The organism is Tenacibaculum aiptasiae (assembly GCF_965221665.1).
Classification (GTDB): domain Bacteria; phylum Bacteroidota; class Bacteroidia; order Flavobacteriales; family Flavobacteriaceae; genus Polaribacter; species Polaribacter aiptasiae.
The window spans coordinates 98,643-116,357 of record NZ_CBDCSN010000002.1 but is presented as its reverse complement, the minus strand read 5'-3'; the positions used below and the strand labels follow the sequence as shown (position 1 = coordinate 116,357).

Sequence of the window (17,715 nt, the reverse complement as noted above, 5' to 3'; positions counted from 1 at the left end):
AGGATATGTTTGAAAAGAAAAAAATAAGGTTAGATGCCAATCAATCATTAATCCTCAATGAGAATGATCGATTTTGGATGATAACATCAGGTGAGGTAGATGTGTTTTATACAACCATAGGTGAAAATGGGGCATATTTAAGTAAACTAAAATATTTATACAGTGCTAAATCTGGTGAAATATTATTTAGCTTGCTAACAGGAATGGTGAAAGAAGACAATATTAAATTACTTATTGTAAGTAAAGGAGCTTCTTTATTAGCTATAAATAAAAATAAATTATTAGAAATTGATCATTTCTTTTTAAAAAGTATGATTGATAAATGGGTTTTGAAAACTGCAGAAGTTATACAAAATGTTATAGTGCCTAGGTTGTACGAAGTATTAACACCATCAGAATCTGTTGTTTTAAAAAAGGAAACTATAGCTTTTCCTAATAAAGGTATTGTATGGTGTTTCGTAACAGAAGGAGTAATTTTAAAGTATACAGATAATAAGCATATCAACTCAGAAGAAAAACCAAGTTACCCATTCGCTGTTTCAAACAGTTTATGGATAAAAACACTTGAAAAAGGGAGTAGACTTAAAACTTTAAGTACAAGAGAAATACTTAAAGATGAAATATATTTTATGCTATCTTTAAATGATTTGCAAGATCATTTATACACTAAATTAATTGAAAATTCTGAATTAGCACTAAGAGAAGAACAAAATCGTATTATTGACAAAGTAACTTTTGAAGAATCTAAATTAACTAAAACACTTGAGCAATTACGAACCATTGTAATAGGAAAAAAGGATAAAGTATTATTCTCATCGTCCAAAAGTAAGGAGTTGGATAGTAATTTGTACGCAACTTGTAAACTAATAGGTAATGAGGTAGGTTTTAAGTTTGAGGCTCCAAAATATATGGAATCTTACAAGAATAGTACTAAAAATCAACTGTTTGCTATAGCACAAGCTTCAAAAGTCAGAGTTAGAAAAATAATTTTAAGAGGAACTTGGTGGAAAGAAGAAAACGGACACTTGTTAGCATTTTATAAAGAAGATAAAAGACCAGTGGCACTTATACAGAATACTTCTACAAGTTATATTTTAAAAGATGTGTCTAAAGGGGAAGAACATCTAGTAAATTATGAGGTAGTAGAACAATTAGAGCCAATTAGTTATATGTTTTTCTATGGGTTTAATGATACAATGACATCTGTAAAAAGGATAGCTAAATTTGTTTCTCAAGGCATTAAGAAAGATTTAAAATACTTAGTGTTAGCTGCTTTTTTTGGAAGTTTAATAGGATTGTTAGTCCCTATATTATCAGGAGTTGTGTTTGATGATGTTATTCCAACTGCCGATAAATCATTACACTTTGAAGTATTTGCTATTATGCTCATTCTTGGTTTGGTTACTGCTGGACTGCAACTAGTTCAAGGGGTTTTACAGCTTAGAGTAGAAACTAAATCAAGTATAAATATGCAAGCTGGTGTTATTGATCATTTATTAAGATTACCAGTTACTTTTTATAAGAAATTTTCAGCTGGAGATTTAACCAATAGAGCTTTAAGTATTAATGCTATACGTCAAATATTATCCAATACTGTTTTGACAGCTTTTTTAAGTGGAAGTTTTTCATTTGTAAATTTGGTGTTGTTGTTTTATTACAACTCTGATTTAGCATGGATTGGTGTTGGTTTAGCTGTATTAGCTATAATGTTTATTACTATAATAGGTTGGTTAAAGTTAAAATATGATCGTCAAATTTCAGATGTTCAAGGTGATCTACAGGGATTCTTATTTGAGTTTTTATCAGGAATTTCTAAAATAAGAATTACAGGAGGAGAAAAAAGAATATTCACTTTATGGGCAGAAAAATTTTCAAGATTAAAGCAACTAGGATTCAGTTCTGGAAGTTATCAAAATTTTGTTGAGGTTTTTAATAGTTCTTATCCGTTATTTACAAGTATTTTCTTTTTTGCTTTTATTTATTATACAGTAAGTAACGCAACGGTTGTTGGAACAATGATTTCTGTAGGAGCTTTTATGGCATTTATTAGTGCTTTTAATCAATTTTTAAAAGACTGTTTAAAAATGAGTATGGCTCTAATTACCTCTTTGAAAGTAATAACACTTTATGAGAGAGTTAAGCCTATTTTAGAAGAAATACCAGAGTCTTCTGAACAAAGTACTGATCCTGGAGAATTGATTGGTGACATTGAAATGAATTCTGTTCTATTTCGATATCATGAAGATCAACCCTTAGTTTTAAACGATGTTTCTTTTAAAATAAATCGAGGAGAAATGGTTGCTTTTGTGGGAACTTCAGGTTCAGGTAAATCTACTATCATGCGTTTATTGTTAGGGTTTGAAGAACCTGAAAATGGATCCATTTATTATGATAATGATGCATTTGATTCTATGAATAAAGAATTGGTTAGACAACAGATTGGCGTAGTGTTACAGAATGGAGCATTAATGTCAGGAAGTATTTATCAAAATATTGTCGGGAATTCTGAACTTACTTTAGATGATGCATGGGAAGCTGCTCGTTTGGCTGGTATGGAACAAGATATTAAACAAATGCCTATGCAAATGCATACAGTAATAAGTGAAGGAGCTGGAACTTTTTCTGGGGGACAACGTCAACGCTTAATGATTGCTCGAGCGATAGTTCACAAACCTAGATTACTTTTCATGGATGAAGCAACGAGTGCTTTAGATAATAAAACTCAAAACATAGTTTCAGAGAGTTTAGATAAACTACAAGCAACTAGAATTGTTATTGCACATCGTTTGAGTACTGTAAAAAATGCAGATAGAATTTATGTGTTAGACAAAGGAGCCATTGTAGAGTCTGGTACTTATGAAGAATTAATGGATAAGAATGGTGTTTTTACTAGTTTAGCAAAAAGACAAATTGCATAAAAAAATAAAGAATGAACGAAAATGATAAACGATTATTCCTAAAACAATTTGTCAAAAGTGAAAAAGCTGTAGATGAATTAATAGTATACACTAAAAATAAATTTAATTCTATAGACAAAAAAGCAAGTTCCTATAATAATGAGTTTATTAAAGTTTGGGAAGATTATAAGAAAGAGTCAGTAGAAATAGGCTGTTTTAATACTTTGAAAAAATACCTAGTTCAGTTGCAATTCCCAGTTAAGAAAAATATATCAAAAACTGAGGAATATAAAAATGTGACTTTGAGAGGTAGACAAAAACAAAGCGATGGTTTTTTAGAGTTAAATAAAGCTGATGATATTGTTTTTGAATTATACGAGAGTCCTATAGTAGGTAAAGTTCCTGTTATTATAGTTCCTAATGAAGAAGATTTTACCACAGTAATTTGTGCATTATCTAATAAAAATGAACCTAAAAAGTTACCAAATTCTATGGGAGCTTTGTTTATTAATGGTATCAATAATTGGGATAGAATACATAAACTAAAATCAAGTTGGTTAAAGAAAAATCCTTTAGGGAATTGGAAACAAGCGTTTAAAACAGATATATTACCCAATCCATATTTATTTAAAGATAAACTTATAGTACTGAGTGGTAAAGGGTATAGTGGAATAAAAAGTAAACAGCTAGGAATTTCTGATGAAGAATGGAAATCATCATCTTTAATAATTAGAAGAGAGCATGAATGTGTACATTTATTTACTTTACAATATTATGGGAGAATGGCAAACAATATTCATGATGAAATAATAGCCGATTATGCAGGGATAACGAGAGTACTAGGTAATTTTAATAAAGAATGGTTCTTAAACTTCATGGGATTAGAAGCATATCCAAAGTATAGGTTAGGTGGACGTTTACAAAACTATCAACAACCTATTTCTCTTTCAGAAGAGTCATTTAACGGACTAAAATTATTGGTCAAAAGAATAAGTGAAACTATTGCAAATTTTGATGATATTTTAGGAGAAATAAAAAACTCGAATGACTATTTAAACAGAATTAAAAGTATTTGTGAAGTAAGTATAATTACAATGGCTTCGCATAAAGGTGTAGAAGCATTAATTAATAATTATAATAGTAAAAATTATAGCCAAAGCACAACTTTTTTCTCCTAACAAATTTGTTCTGTAGCACTTATATTGAAGAAACTCTGAGACTAGGTAAAGTCACAGTAGTATATTTCTTATAGTTTTTCTTTTTTATGTGTAATTATAATTTTTGAATTATAATACTCTATGTAGTTAAGTTTATTTTAAGGAAAGTAAAACTTAACTGTGAGTATTAAAATTAATAGACTTAACTATCTTTTTAGGCATTTTTATCAGACTTTTTGACGTTTTCTTACCTACCCAAAAGTGTAATTTTATTGCATAAATTTTAATAATTATAAATTATGAAGCTTACTAGAGAACAGAAATTATTGCAAACAATTATTCACAAAGCGTGGGAAGACAATAGTTTTAAGAAGCACTTAATTGAAAACCCTATAGATGCTATCAAAAATTTAACAGGAGAAAATGTAAAAGTTCCTGAAGGTAAAACAATTGTTGTTCGTGATCAAACGGACTCGTCATTTATATATATTAACATTCCTGCAGAGCCAAATATGGATGATATGGAATTGACAGAGGAACAGTTAGAGATTGTAGCAGGTGGAGGCAATCCAACACCTCCAATAATAGATGATCCTCTTTCGGGTATAGTGGGAGGTTAAAGAAACGAATTAAGTGAAAAAATCATTTAAATATATTATTATAGAGAAGTATCTAATGATAACAATACTTCTCTGTTTTTTGTTATGTAATATTCCTGTTTTAGGGCAAACAAATCAAAAAAACCTTGCAGATAGTTTACTTAAAACAAGTAGAAAGTATTTAAAAGAGGGAGATTTTAAAGTAGCTCGTAATCATCTTGAAAAAAGTCTAACTATTTATAAAAATTTAGGGAATAATAAATTTATAGGAAATTGTTACAGTAAAATAGCAACAACATATTATTACCAAGGAGAGTTTTCAAATGCGCTCTCTAATTATACAAAAAGTATAGAATACTTTAAAAAATCGAATTTCTTAAAAGGAGTAGCTTCATCACTTAATAATACTGGTGCTATATATTATTATTTAGGGAATTATTCCAAGGCTTTGGACTATTATAAAAAAGCCTTAAATATTCAAGATGGGCTTAATAATAAACTTCAAATTGCTTTTGCTACTCAAAATATAGGAGGGATTTATTTAGAATTAAATGATTTACATAATGCTAAGCGAAACTTTTTATTAGCAAAAGAAGTTTATAGTGAAAAAAAGGAAATGAAATCGCTTTCTAAAGTTTTAAATAGCATAGGAGATGTCAACTTAAAAGAGAAAAATTATGATGAAGCTTTAAGTAATTTTAAAAAGTCATTGAAAATATCAAGAAGTAAAAACGAAAAACAAGTTCAAATAGAGGTATTATTTAATTTAGGTAAATTATATGAGTTGCAAAAAAACTATCAAAAATCATTAATCAATTATAGAACATCTTTAAAACTTTCAAAAGAAATAAACAATAACCTCTACGAAAGTTCGAACCTTATTGCTTTAGGAAATATAGATCTAAAACTGAATAAAAAATTTGAAGCGATAAAAAAATGCAAAAGAGGATTAGAAATAGCAAAAAAAATAAATGCTATTTCAATTCAAGAGGAGGCTTGTAAATGTTTATATGATGCATATAAAACAACAAATAATTTATTTGCTGCTTTAAAGTATAATGAACAAATGCATGTGTTGAAAGATAGTTTAAACCTAAAACAAACTTCTGATAAAATACTTAACATGCAGTTTGAAAAAGAAATGCTTCTCGATAGTATTGCACATGTTGAAAAAGAACGAAAAGCAGAATTATTACACCAAAAAATAGTTCAAAAAAAGGAAAGTCAACGTAACATTTTCATGTTGATAGGTTGCTTTGCATTTCTTTCAGCAATTGGAATTTTTAGTAGGTTACGATTTGTAAAAAAATCGAAGGCACGTTTACAAGTTGAAAAAGATCGATCAGAACATTTATTGCACAACATTTTGCCAGAAGAAGTTGCTGAAGAGCTTAAACAGAAAGGTTACGTAGATGCCCAAGATTTTGATAAAGCCTCCATTTTATTTACAGATTTTAAATCGTTTACAGAAACGGCTTCTCATTTAACACCACAGGAACTTGTAGAAGAGATTAATATTTGTTTTAAAGCCTTTGATGAAATCATAGAGTATTATCAAATTGAAAAAATTAAAACAATTGGAGATGCATACATGGCTGCGGGTGGTTTACCTAAACCAGACGCTGATGCCGTTAAAAAAACCATTTTAGCTGCTATTGATATGCAAAATTTTATCGTAAAAAGAAAACAAGAAAACATTATACATAATAAACCAGCTTTTGACATGCGTGTTGGTATTCATGTTGGTCCAATCATAGCAGGTATTGTAGGGGTAAAAAAGTTTCAGTATGATGTTTGGGGAGATACTGTAAATATAGCTAGTCGTATGGAAAGTAATGGGGAAGTTGGAAAGGTTAATATTAGCAGTAATACCTACGAACTGGTAAAACAAGAACCTAATTTAACTTTTGAATATAGAGGGAAAATAACGGCTAAAGGTAAAGGAGAGTTAAAAATGTATTTTGTTATGTTAGAAGATAAAATCTAAAATAGCATACATAGATTATTTTTAATAAATCAGTTTTATCAGTTATTTAGACACTTTCAACAAGTAACATTACCTTAATTTTCTTCAATTATCTATACAATAAAAAATTAATCGTTTTGAAATTATGAAAATTATTGAACAGCCAATAAAAAACTCACACAAAATAAAAGACTCTAAAGAAAAAAATAATCCTACACGTAATAGTTTTATTTCAGAAAAAGATTTTGAAATCTTGGATGATAAGATAGCTTTCGCTAATGTAAGTAAGTCAGATTATTTAAAAATAAAAGATTTAGGAAAAGAGTATTACAAGGGGTTTCTTTGGTGTAGGATAAAAATGAATATCAAATCAAGAAAGGTATTTAATAAAGCTGATGATCTCTTAAATTCAACATTTAAACCTAATAGTTTTGCTTATGAATATTGTCAGGTAAATGCAATGGCTAAAAAATCTTATTTGGAATTTAAATTGCAAAACAAAGAAAGTGCTATTGAACTTACTAAAAGAGGTATAAATTATATAGTTCTTTTACAAAATCGAGAATACTTGCCTTATATACATTTTATAGGGATACATATGCAAAAGTTGATACAAAATTTGGCCAAAGTACATTTAGTAAACAATGAAATTGAACAATGGTATAATATAACTTTAGAAAACATTAATCTGTTTGCAAATTTTATACAACCCAAGGTTTGTCCTGGATTTAATATTTCAAGTTTTAAGAAAATACCATTTGAGTATAGATATTCCATGTTAATTCAAATTATAAGTGAAACCATAATGAATATCCATCAATTTAATATAAATGGAGTAGAGTTATTGTTTTCTAATATAAATATTGAAGATAAATCTACCCATATTGCTCAGCAAATAGATTGTTGGATAAAATTAAATAGCTGCATAGATCAAAAGAATGCAGAAACGGATTCATTTAGTGAAAGATATTTTGCCTTTTTAGAATCTGAGAATAAAAGATACGATCTTCGAATATTTAAACATTATCTAAAAAATAGAATCCAAAAAGAAGGAATACAGCTCAAAGCAAGTTTAGTAAGCTAATAACTTATGCATTGTCATTTGTCAAACGACTATTCAAAATGTTTATAAATCTAAGAACATTGTTATAGTATTTATAGGCTATAAAAATCACTATAAAAAACAATTTATTTAAGTAAAAAAATTTCGTCAGCATTTTTGGCATTTTTAACAAAAAACATTGCGCTTAATTTGTATACAACAAAAGGAAATAGCTAGATAGTCAATAAAAAGAATTAGTTTTTTTAAAGGTAATCTAGGAGTCTTTTGAAGAATTTGAATACATAATTATTAACTTAAAACTATAGAAAAATGGATATTACAAATTTTCCACAAAAAGATCAAGAAAACTTCAGAAAGTTAATCGAAAGAGCGCATGAGGATCGTGAATTTAAAAATCAATTAGTTGCAGATCCTAAAGGAACTATTGAAAAATTAGCAGGAAAAGAGTTTGATTTACAAGGTTTCAAATTGGTAGTTACAGATCAGTCTGATCCAAGTACTGTATATGTCAATATTCCTGTAAATGAAAATGCAGAAGATCTTGAGTTAACAGAAGAGCAATTGGAACTTGTTAGTGGAGGAAAAGATTGTTGGATTACTGTTTCTATTAATATTAGATTTTAATTCTTTTAATGAAACATCAAACACCATTTATACGTTGTGTAAATGGTGTTTTTTGATTGTAAAAGTTTTATAATTAATTTCAAAAAGTAAAAAACAAAACATTGAGTCAAATATTAATTGTTAATAGAATATTATGAATATGATCTCAGAAAGGATACAGAATAAAGTGCAAGATTTTTTGGTGAAATCAAATGAAAGAGTATTGATTTCTTATTTAAAAGAAAATAATATCCTAGCTAAGGATTCTGAGTTTGTTATTGAAGAGCTGTTGAAAAATAATAATCAACCTATTTTTAAAAAATATCCTGTATTAAAGAATAGTTATTTTAATGAGAAAAATAAAGTGAATTCTAATTTGAGAGATATTAATAATAAATTTTGTAAAGATAAATTAGTATTGACTTCTAAGAAGATGATTTCTTCTAATAATGACTTAGTAGAAGATGTAAATATGGCAGGAGATTTTCATAATAGTGCATCAACTTCTATAGTTACATGTAGCAATAATCAAAAATTAGTTTTTAAACCTACAGATGGGCAAATCTCACATTCATACTTTACCTTTTTAGATTGGATAAATAATTATATTGATTTGGGGCAATATAAATATGAGATAATTAATCATAAAGATTACCATTGGCAAATGTTTGTAAAAGAAAAGCAATGTAAAACAGAAAAAGAAGTTTCTGTTTTTTATAGGAGAGCTGGTAGTTTGTTATGTATTTTATATTTGTTAAATTCAAGAGACTATCATGCAGATAATGTAATAGCACGTGCCTCTACACCTATACTTATTGATCATGAAGCAATAATGAATCCAAAAGCTTCTAAGGCTTTAATACCTTTTTTCAAGCAAATTGATTTGGATAATGAAGATACAATTTTCGATAGCTTTTTATTACCAAATAAAGAAGTTGAAGGTTTATTACCTATAGGTTTGTGTGGTTTGGGGTATTCAAAGCAAACTTATACTTATGCTAATGTTGAGGTTGGAGAAAATCGTTTTACAAAAGACTGGAAAATGATTACCAAGAATTTAAGATATGATTTTGTTAAAAAAAATGTTCCGATATTAAATGGTAAAGAAATTTTTTTAGAAAACTATTTAGAAGATTTTATTATTGGATTTGAAGAGTGTTATCAACTTTTATTAAATAAAAAAAGCTTTTTATTATTTGAAAAAGAGTCACCACTTAAAAGTTTTGAAAATATTCCTATACGTTTTGCTTGGAGATCAACCCATGTTTATTCTAAGATTTTAAAATATATGGGACTTCCTAAAAATTTGAAAGATATAGATTTATACAAACAAAGTATTAGAAAATATCTATCAATAGCATTTAAAAGAGTTCCTAAAGATTCTGAATTGTTAAATATTTTAGAGCATGAGATAGTGCAAATGTTAAGAGGAGATATTCCTTATTTTGAAATTAATTCATCGTCAAGAGATTTAACTACTGAGTTTGGAGTTATTAAGAATTTCTTTGAGTTAAGTTGTATAGAAAATTTTGAAAGAAAACTTAACAAGTTTTCTTTAGAAGATTTAGAGTTTCAGAAAAAATTAATTAAAGTAAGTGTAGAAAATTAAATTAAGTATTTTTTAAAGAAAACTGCTGTGGAAAACTAATTAACTTAATTATAATTACTTTATTATGAGTTTGATAAGATTTGAAAAATCAAATTAATCAATAATATACCCAAATTTTTATGATTTATATAATATCATAGCCCCCAACCTTTTTTACTTCAAATAAAAAAGAAAAGAAGTAATCTGCCATCAAGGATACTTCTTTTCTTAAAACTAACTAATCAATCTAACTATATAATGAAAAAAACAAAATCTTTATTTATACTTCAAATATAATTAGGATAAAAGGTTATTGTTTTAAAAATTAGATAAAGAGTAGTTAAGTTTCGGTGAAGTAGCTTTAGCTACAATTTAAACGAAAATAGGATAAGATATCTCGGTGTATAAAAACAATGAGGAGTCTAATTATATATCTTACGAAAGGTTAATTCATGTTGACCTATAAAATTCCTCAATGAAGTTTTCTAAGCTAATTTTTGATTTCGATGGCAAAATTAGATATAAAAAAACTTCTGTAGTTTATTTCATTCAGGGGACCGAATTTAAATATAACTATATCCTCATTGCCTAATAAAGATACTCAATAATTAAATAAGGTTGCCTAAAAATGTTAATATTTAATAAAAGAAAGAAAAAATAATATTGAAAAAATAGGGATTATGTAAATATAAAATTGAAGTTTATTAACTTTCCTTATTCTATTCTTTGGATTAGAGATGTAAAATTTATAGCAAGAATATTTAGCTGGAAAGAAACTTCAGGTGCTTTGTTTTTAAAAGAGCTTATTTTTAGATTTATACAAAATATTTCAAACTAAATGAAAAAAAGAAAAGTAAAATTAAAAATTAGAAAAGCCCATAGATATTTAGGAATTATATTGGGAGTTCAATTTTTATTTTGGACTATAAGTGGAATGTATTTCAGTTGGACAGATTTGAATAATATTCATGGAGATCATTTGAAAAACTTAGAATATATACCTAAAACTTTTAATAATTTGATTAGTCCTTCAGATCTTAAAATAGAACAAGGTGTTTATGCTATTGAAATAAGAGATATTAATAATACTCCTTATTACTGGATAAATAAAACTAAATTATACAATGCTTATAATGGTAATCCAAAAGAAAAGAATAAATAAAGAAGAAGCTCTGTTCATAGCTAAAAAACATATGAATAGTAATTTAAAAGAGGAGTCAATAGAATTAATAAGTAAAACTAATAAGCATCATGAATACAGAAAAAAAATACTACCTGCTTATGTTATTTCTTATAAATCAGATGAAGCTATAAAGGCATATATTTCCATTATTGATGGAAAGTTTCAAACAGTTAGGCATCGAAATTGGCGCTGGTTTGATTTTTTATGGATGACTCATACAATGGATTATGAAAGTAGAGATAATTTTAACACTATCTTGCTAAGAGTATTTTCATTTTTTGGTTTAATAACTGTTTTAAGTGGTTTCTTTTTGTGGTTTACATCATCAAAAACTTTGAATAGATTGAAGAGAAAAAGTAATTAATTTATTAGTTGCTTTTGTGTGAGAAATAAGGGTTAAAAAATCATAAAAAAAAAGACCTCAACAAAAGGGGATGTCGAGGTCTTAATAGGGGACTAACACAATGAATTATTTGAAGCAAATCTAGATATTGATATTAAATAAATAAAGTTAAAAATTTCAAAAAAATAGTTAAAATTTAATAGGTAATCATTGATGATAATTGAGGGTACAGAGTAAAATTAAAAACATGAAATTCTTTTTATAAATGAAGGGAAGATTCATCGAGTTTCTTTATAGTGTTGAAAAACAAGTAGATATTGAGTGTGGGTGATATTGTATAGATTATACTCGTCTGTAATAATGTTAAGGAATAAATATTAACAAGTTGTAAAGTAAAAAAGGAACTCATTTCTGAAGCCCCTTTTATTATTCATTACAAGTGTCATCCCCATAACACATAATCGGCGAAAATATGATTCTTCACTATTATAGTAGGGTAAAAAACCATAAAAAAAGTAAGGCAAAACCGTAAAATATAAAAAGAGGATAAAAGTGTTAAAAACAGTTTCTATAATTGTTTTTTAACTTGAAGGTTTAAATTGAAAAATTTTATAGATGTGATTAATAGTCCAATTCCAAATCCAATAAAAACACCTTTTAACAAATCAGAAATATTAAAATAGTGTACTAATATTTGTGAAAATGATATTGAGATTAACCCTAAAATAAATAATATAATAATTTTTGATCTTTTCATAGTGAATTGTTTTCTATTAGTTGAATAAAAATAGAAAATGTTACAATATTTAGAATGTAAAGTTTAGAAGTAATTTAAGAATTAAAAACAGAGACAATTTACATTGCCAGTAAAAATACAACCTTTAAAACCAGGTAAGGTCTCATAACAATAGCAGGTTGAAAAATCAAGAACAATTCGTGATAAAGGAATAAGAAAGAAAATTAAAATTAAGCTTAAAGAAATTAATTTAACAAAGAAAGAAGGCTTTTTGGTTTCAATAAACTTTATATTTAGTTGGTCGTAGCAATTTTCCATAAAGTAAAAATAATAAAACAAATTATGACTGAAAGTTTAGCAATAACTAAAATAAAAGAAGAGTTAGGCAAAGCAGAAACAAAGCATCCAAATTGGCCAAAAGATATATTGCATCAAATAGCGATAGTAAATGAAGAGTCAGGAGAAGCAACTAGAGCGGCATTGCAGTTTGAATATGAAGGAGGAAAAATAGAAGAAGTTGAAAAAGAATTGATACAAACAGCTGCTATGTGTATCAGAATGTTAAAAAACATTAGATAGGTTTAATTGAATTATTATGCATATAAATGAAGTATCTGGAAAGATTAATCTGTTTTTTAAAAAAGATTTTAAAAAAAAGTTTACAATTTTTTTATTGAAACCAATATTAATAACCATTCTTTTCTTAGCAGATTTTTTTCTTTTACCAGAGGTAACTCTAAACGATTCAATTTCTTATGTTAGCTTTATAAAAACACCACAAACATCACAGGATAATTCGGTAAGGGCTAATAAAAGTATTGGTTATAAGTATACAACAGCTACAGATTTAAAGTTTTCTACTATAGAAACTAAAATAGAATCACCTAAGATAAAATTAACAGTAAGTCCGCTTTTTAAAACAGTAAAAACAGTAATAACATCTGAAAATATAAAAGTAGATTTGGCTTCAGGGTTTAATGGTTTTAATAAGCTTTTATTGATTTTGTTTAATGGGGTTATAATGATTTCAATTGTTTATGTGAATATAACTAAGAAGATAACTGAAAATGCTCGACTAAATTTAATCTTTTTTAATTTGTTTGTTATAGCGGTATGGATTTGCGCGCTAATTTTAATTTAATGCATCAAATAATTTAACGAGGGATATACTAGTTTTTGCAACATCAATAATTATTATCAGTCCTTTATAAAACACTAAAAAGTTAATAATGGATGTATTAAGGATAATTATAGTTTTTTGTACGATTATTTTTACTTCAATAAAACCCGAGTCTGAACTAAACTTTAGATTTGAAGATAGAATTAGAATAAAAGAAGCAATAAGAATTTCAGAAACTTATGGAGATTCTATTTGGGAAGGTTTTAATAAATCACCTTTTACAATCGTATTAGTTACAGATAAATATGAGTATTTGATCAATCATCCTAATCCTACAAACGATTTTAAATTATTAGGTATAGATAAAATTTTAGAAATTAAAGTTTATGTTAGAAAGAAACAGTTTAATAAACGTTTTCTAGCAACTTTTCCTGCTGTTAATGGAGTAAATTGTATTGTTATTGGAACACCAGAGAACACTGGGTTAAATTCTACTGAATGGATTATTACTTTGCTACACGAACGTTTTCATCAGTATCAATATAGTTCACATAATTATCATAAAGAAGCATTAGCATTAGGGATTTCAAAAGGAGATACAACTGGAATGTGGCAATTAAATTATCCATTTCCTTATGAAGATTTAGATGTAAACAAATATTATGAAAAGTATACTGAGTTTTTAATAAAAGCAGTAGAAGCAAGAAATAATAAAAATTGGGAGAAGATATATAAGCAGTATATAGATAAGAGAAAAGAATTTAAAGAGTCTCTGGGAGAAGATGATTATAAATATATTTCTTTTCAATGGTACCAAGAAGGAATTGCTAGATATACTGAATATGCATTTTTGAGATTATTGCAAGATTTTGAATCATCAAAAGAAGTTTTAAATTTAAAAGACTTTGTAGCTTATGAAGTGTATTTAAAAGAGTTTTATACTCGACATCTAGAAAACGTAAAAAAAATGAAGCTTTCAAAGGAAAAGAGAATAACTGTTTATGATATAGGATTTGCAGAAGCTCTTATAATAGAATATGTTAATAAAGATTGGAAAGATAAATATTTAATAGAAAAGTTTGATCTGAAAAAACTATATGATTAAAGTAGCAAGAAGTTAAACAGCCGAAGTTTGTAACCAAGAACTTCAGCAGTTTGATTATTAATTATAGTAAGGTACAATGTCCCCATGAATCACAATAACATGGCTCCCTAAATATTTCACCATTTGGAAATCTTGCACAACACATTCTACGTCCACATTGAGACCATCTAAATCCACCATTAATAGTTTTTTGTTCTTTTTTGTTTAGGGGAGTACCTAATTTTGAAATGTTTTTTAACATAGTTGTAAAAATTAAAGTTTCTCAAATTTAGATAGATACATTTTTTTTAAGGTAGAAAAAACCATAATAAATGTAAGGTGAATCCGTAAAATAAATAGCTTGTTTAGTGTAAATTTTAATAGATAGAATTATTTAATAAATAGAGGTTGATTATTTAAATGGATAACAAAATCACTTTCTAAACACATAATAAGTGTAGCTTTTAAATCAAGTCATATTTTTATATGATTATAAACCAATTATATTTGCCGATAATTTTTATAAAATACAAAGGAAGATTTGAATAGATAAAAAGTAATTAAGTTTCCTAATTGTATTTATTTAACAAAACAAAAAATATTATGAAAAAAAGATTGCTATTTTTATTTGTAGCTGTATTGACTTTAAATTGCTATTCACAAATTTCTTTTGAGAAAGGGTATTATATCGATAATACAAATCAAAAAATTAATTGTTTAATTAAAAATGTTGATTGGAAAAATAATCCAACTGATTTTGAGTATAAGATTTCAGAAAATACTGAAGTAAAAACATTAACAATGAAATCGGTTAAAGAATTTGGTGTTTATAATGCTTCAAAATACATAAGAAGCGTTGTAGATATTGATAGATCTAAAGAGGATGTTAGTGATTTGAGTACAGATAGAAGTCCTATTTTTAAAAAAGAAGAACTTTATTTAAAGGTGTTAGTAGAAGGTAAAACCAATTTATATGAATATACGCAAGGAAATTTAAAAAGGTTCTTTTATGGTAATGAAAATTCAAAAATAACACAGCTAATTTATAAAAGATATAGAACTACTGACGATGAGATAGGTGAAAATAAGAGGTTTAGACAACAACTTTGGAAAAACCTAAAATGTCCGAGTTTTAAAATAATTAAGGTTGAAAATTTAGATTATAGAAAAAATGAATTGGTTAATTATTTTATAGAGTATAATAACTGTAATAATCTAAAATATGTAAGTTATGAGAAAAAAGAAAAAAGAGACATGTTTAATTTAACGTTTAGACCTCGATTAAATAGTTCTTCACTATCTATACAAAATTCATTAATTAATTCTAGAGATATAGATTTTGGAAATAAATTAGGTTTTGGAATAGGGTTAGAAGGAGAGTATATACTGCCTTTTAATAAAAACAAATGGACAGTAATATTTGAACCTACTTATCAGAGTTTTAAAGCAGAAAAAATAATGAGTGTTACTAATGTTTCTGGAGGAGAATTAATTGCAAAAGCCGACTATAGTTCTTTTGAGTTACCTATAGGTTTGAGGCATTATTTTTTCTTGAAAAACAATTATAAAATATTTGTAAATGCTTCTGTACTTTTTGATATAACTTCAAATTCATCAATAGAATTTTTTAGAAATGATGGGTCAAAATTAGATTCGTTAGAAATAGAATCAAGAGGAAACTTTGTTTTGGGGTTAGGATATAAATATAATGACAGGTATAGTTTAGAGGTGAGGTATCAAACTAGAAGAGAAATTTTAGATGCTTATACATTCTGGGCATCAGATTATAAAACAGTATCAGTAATATTTGGGTATTCAATATTTTAAAAATGTTTAATGATTAAGGAGAAAAAGAAGCATAAAAAAAGGGGGCATAAAAATGCTCCCTTCATAATGTAAAAATGAAAAGCCCCCTAGCAATCCAATTTCGAATTTTTAGACGAGAAATACTTTAAAGCTTACAAAATATTTCTAAAAAAGAAAAAATGCTCCAAAAGGAGCATTATCACTAACTATTAAAAACTGATTTACCTTAAGATTTAACCTAATGTTTTGATTGAAACAAGTGTGTAGGCATAATAAAGAACGCTTCCGAAGAAGCATCCTCTATTATATTAATTCAAGGGAAACACAATAATTAAACTGTTACGGTTAATTTTACCCTAAATAATTAACATTTTTTTAAGATAATTTTTAGAGTTACTAAAACAAATACTTTCTGTTTTAAAATTAAAATTGACTTTAAGAGGTTGGTTTTCAGTGTTTTGTTTTGTGTTTACGTTGGTGTGTGTAATTAAGATGTAACAATACTATTTTAAAATTGTCCTTTAGGAAATATTATTACATGAAAACATTATATACAGTTATTTTAATTGCTTTTTTATCAAGTAATCTAATAGCTCAAAAAAAGTCCATTAACGAGAATAGATATATAGCTATTGGAGGAATAGAACATTGGATAACAATTAAAGGGGAGGATAAAGAAAAACCAGTGATTCTTTTTTTACATGGAGGACCAGGGAGTGTTGTGAGTCCATATTGTGATAGTATTTATGGAGGATGGAAAAAAGATTTTATTTTGGTTAATTGGGATCAAAGAGGAGCAGGAAGAACATTTGGTAAGAATGCACCAAATGAAGTAAACGAAGATTATTTTATTGAAAATAAACTTACACTAGATACAATGGTAAAAGATGGTATTGAGTTATCTGAATATCTTATAAAATATTTAAATAAGAAAAAAATACTATTAATGGGAGCTTCATGGGGATCTATACTGGGAATAAAAATGGTACAAGCAAAACCAAGTTTATTTAAGGGATATATAGGAAATGCACAATTTGTTGGTTATAAAAGAAATTATTTAAATGCTTATAAATCTGTTTTAGCATTAGCAGAAAGTTCTAAAGATAGTATTTCAATAAATAAACTGAAACAGTTAGGAAAACCGCCGTATGAAAACACGAGGGATTTAGGACAAATGTTAAGGATTGTGAAAAAATATGAACGTAAAAATTCTACTCCTATTCCTAATAATTGGTGGAAAATAAATCCAGAGTACAATAATAAACTTGATAAACAAAATAGGTTTTACGGAGACGATTATTCTTTTTTATATTTCGCAGGGCATAAAAAGATGAGAGTTAAATCTATGGTAGAAAACCTTGATTTTTATAATGATTCTTTAGAGTTTAAAGTCCCAATTTATATTGTGCAAGGAGAAGAAGATATATTAACATCAGAAAAAATAAGTAAATTATATTTTGAAAAAATAAAGGCACCACGTAAGGGTTATTTTACAATAAAAGGAGCAGGCCACAACCGAAATGAATTTATATTGAAAAAACAATTTGAAATTCTAAAAGAGAAGTTATAA

General features: G+C 26.8%; 14 protein-coding genes and 1 pseudogene. 13 read left to right on the top strand and 2 right to left on the bottom strand.

Annotation, left to right across the window (positions count from 1 at the left end; all coding sequences use genetic code 11):
* Positions 1 to 5 precede the first annotated feature (5 nt).
* From ACOQN8_RS00745 to ACOQN8_RS00710, 8 genes and pseudogenes are all read left to right on the top strand, one after another.
* Positions 6 to 2,918: an NHLP bacteriocin export ABC transporter permease/ATPase subunit gene (locus ACOQN8_RS00745; RefSeq protein WP_420551238.1), complete on the top strand. Its 2,913-nt coding sequence runs from the start codon at positions 6 to 8 to the stop codon at positions 2,916 to 2,918.
* An 11-nt stretch (positions 2,919 to 2,929) separates the two neighbouring features.
* Complete coding sequence (locus ACOQN8_RS00740) at positions 2,930 to 4,075, top strand: DUF7005 family protein (RefSeq protein WP_420551237.1); 1,146 nt, start codon at positions 2,930 to 2,932, stop codon at positions 4,073 to 4,075.
* A gap of 278 nt (positions 4,076 to 4,353) precedes the next feature.
* Complete coding sequence (locus tag ACOQN8_RS00735; RefSeq protein WP_420551236.1) at positions 4,354 to 4,674, top strand: NHLP leader peptide family RiPP precursor; 321 nt, start codon at positions 4,354 to 4,356, stop codon at positions 4,672 to 4,674.
* 55 nt (positions 4,675 to 4,729) lie between these two features.
* The gene (locus tag ACOQN8_RS00730; protein WP_420551235.1) at positions 4,730 to 6,640 is read left to right on the top strand and encodes an adenylate/guanylate cyclase domain-containing protein; all 1,911 of its coding nucleotides are present in this window, start codon (positions 4,730 to 4,732) and stop codon (positions 6,638 to 6,640) included.
* A 124-nt stretch (positions 6,641 to 6,764) separates the two neighbouring features.
* A complete protein-coding gene (locus ACOQN8_RS00725; RefSeq protein WP_420551234.1) occupies positions 6,765 to 7,703 on the top strand; it encodes a hypothetical protein in 939 nt (312 codons plus the stop codon).
* Positions 7,704 to 7,991: 288 nt separating this feature from the next.
* The gene (locus ACOQN8_RS00720) at positions 7,992 to 8,306 is read left to right on the top strand and encodes a hypothetical protein (RefSeq protein ID WP_420551233.1); all 315 of its coding nucleotides are present in this window, start codon (positions 7,992 to 7,994) and stop codon (positions 8,304 to 8,306) included.
* A gap of 133 nt (positions 8,307 to 8,439) precedes the next feature.
* Positions 8,440 to 9,894: a DUF4135 domain-containing protein gene (locus ACOQN8_RS00715; RefSeq protein WP_420551232.1), complete on the top strand. Its 1,455-nt coding sequence runs from the start codon at positions 8,440 to 8,442 to the stop codon at positions 9,892 to 9,894.
* An 817-nt stretch (positions 9,895 to 10,711) separates the two neighbouring features.
* Positions 10,712 to 11,420 (top strand): annotated as a pseudogene (locus ACOQN8_RS00710) (hypothetical protein).
* A gap of 547 nt (positions 11,421 to 11,967) precedes the next feature.
* On the opposite strand, the gene ACOQN8_RS00705 reads toward ACOQN8_RS00710, so the two are convergent.
* Positions 11,968 to 12,156: a hypothetical protein gene (locus ACOQN8_RS00705; RefSeq protein ID WP_420551231.1), complete on the bottom strand. Its 189-nt coding sequence runs from the start codon at positions 12,154 to 12,156 to the stop codon at positions 11,968 to 11,970.
* 321 nt (positions 12,157 to 12,477) lie between these two features.
* On the opposite strand from ACOQN8_RS00705, the gene ACOQN8_RS00700 reads away from it, so the two are divergent.
* The 3 genes from ACOQN8_RS00700 (at position 12,478) to ACOQN8_RS00690 (ending at position 14,360) form a co-directional block, all read left to right on the top strand.
* Positions 12,478 to 12,714: a hypothetical protein gene (locus ACOQN8_RS00700; RefSeq protein WP_272149788.1), complete on the top strand. Its 237-nt coding sequence runs from the start codon at positions 12,478 to 12,480 to the stop codon at positions 12,712 to 12,714.
* Between the two features lie 94 nt (positions 12,715 to 12,808).
* Positions 12,809 to 13,276, top strand: coding sequence for a hypothetical protein (locus ACOQN8_RS00695; RefSeq protein WP_420551230.1), 468 nt, complete (start codon positions 12,809 to 12,811; stop codon positions 13,274 to 13,276).
* Between the two features lie 88 nt (positions 13,277 to 13,364).
* Positions 13,365 to 14,360: a hypothetical protein gene (locus ACOQN8_RS00690; RefSeq protein WP_420551229.1), complete on the top strand. Its 996-nt coding sequence runs from the start codon at positions 13,365 to 13,367 to the stop codon at positions 14,358 to 14,360.
* 61 nt (positions 14,361 to 14,421) lie between these two features.
* Here ACOQN8_RS00690 and ACOQN8_RS00685 read toward each other — a convergent pair whose 3' ends face one another.
* Positions 14,422 to 14,601 carry a hypothetical protein gene (locus tag ACOQN8_RS00685; protein WP_272149785.1) on the bottom strand — a complete coding sequence of 60 codons (180 nt, stop codon included), beginning with the start codon at positions 14,599 to 14,601 and terminating at the stop codon, positions 14,422 to 14,424.
* Between the two features lie 341 nt (positions 14,602 to 14,942).
* On the opposite strand from ACOQN8_RS00685, the gene ACOQN8_RS00680 reads away from it, so the two are divergent.
* Entirely contained in the window at positions 14,943 to 16,166 is a 1,224-nt protein-coding gene (locus ACOQN8_RS00680) for a tRNA modification GTPase (RefSeq protein ID WP_420551228.1), read from the top strand.
* 517 nt (positions 16,167 to 16,683) lie between these two features.
* Positions 16,684 to 17,715, top strand: coding sequence for an alpha/beta fold hydrolase (locus tag ACOQN8_RS00675; RefSeq protein WP_420551227.1), 1,032 nt, complete (start codon positions 16,684 to 16,686; stop codon positions 17,713 to 17,715).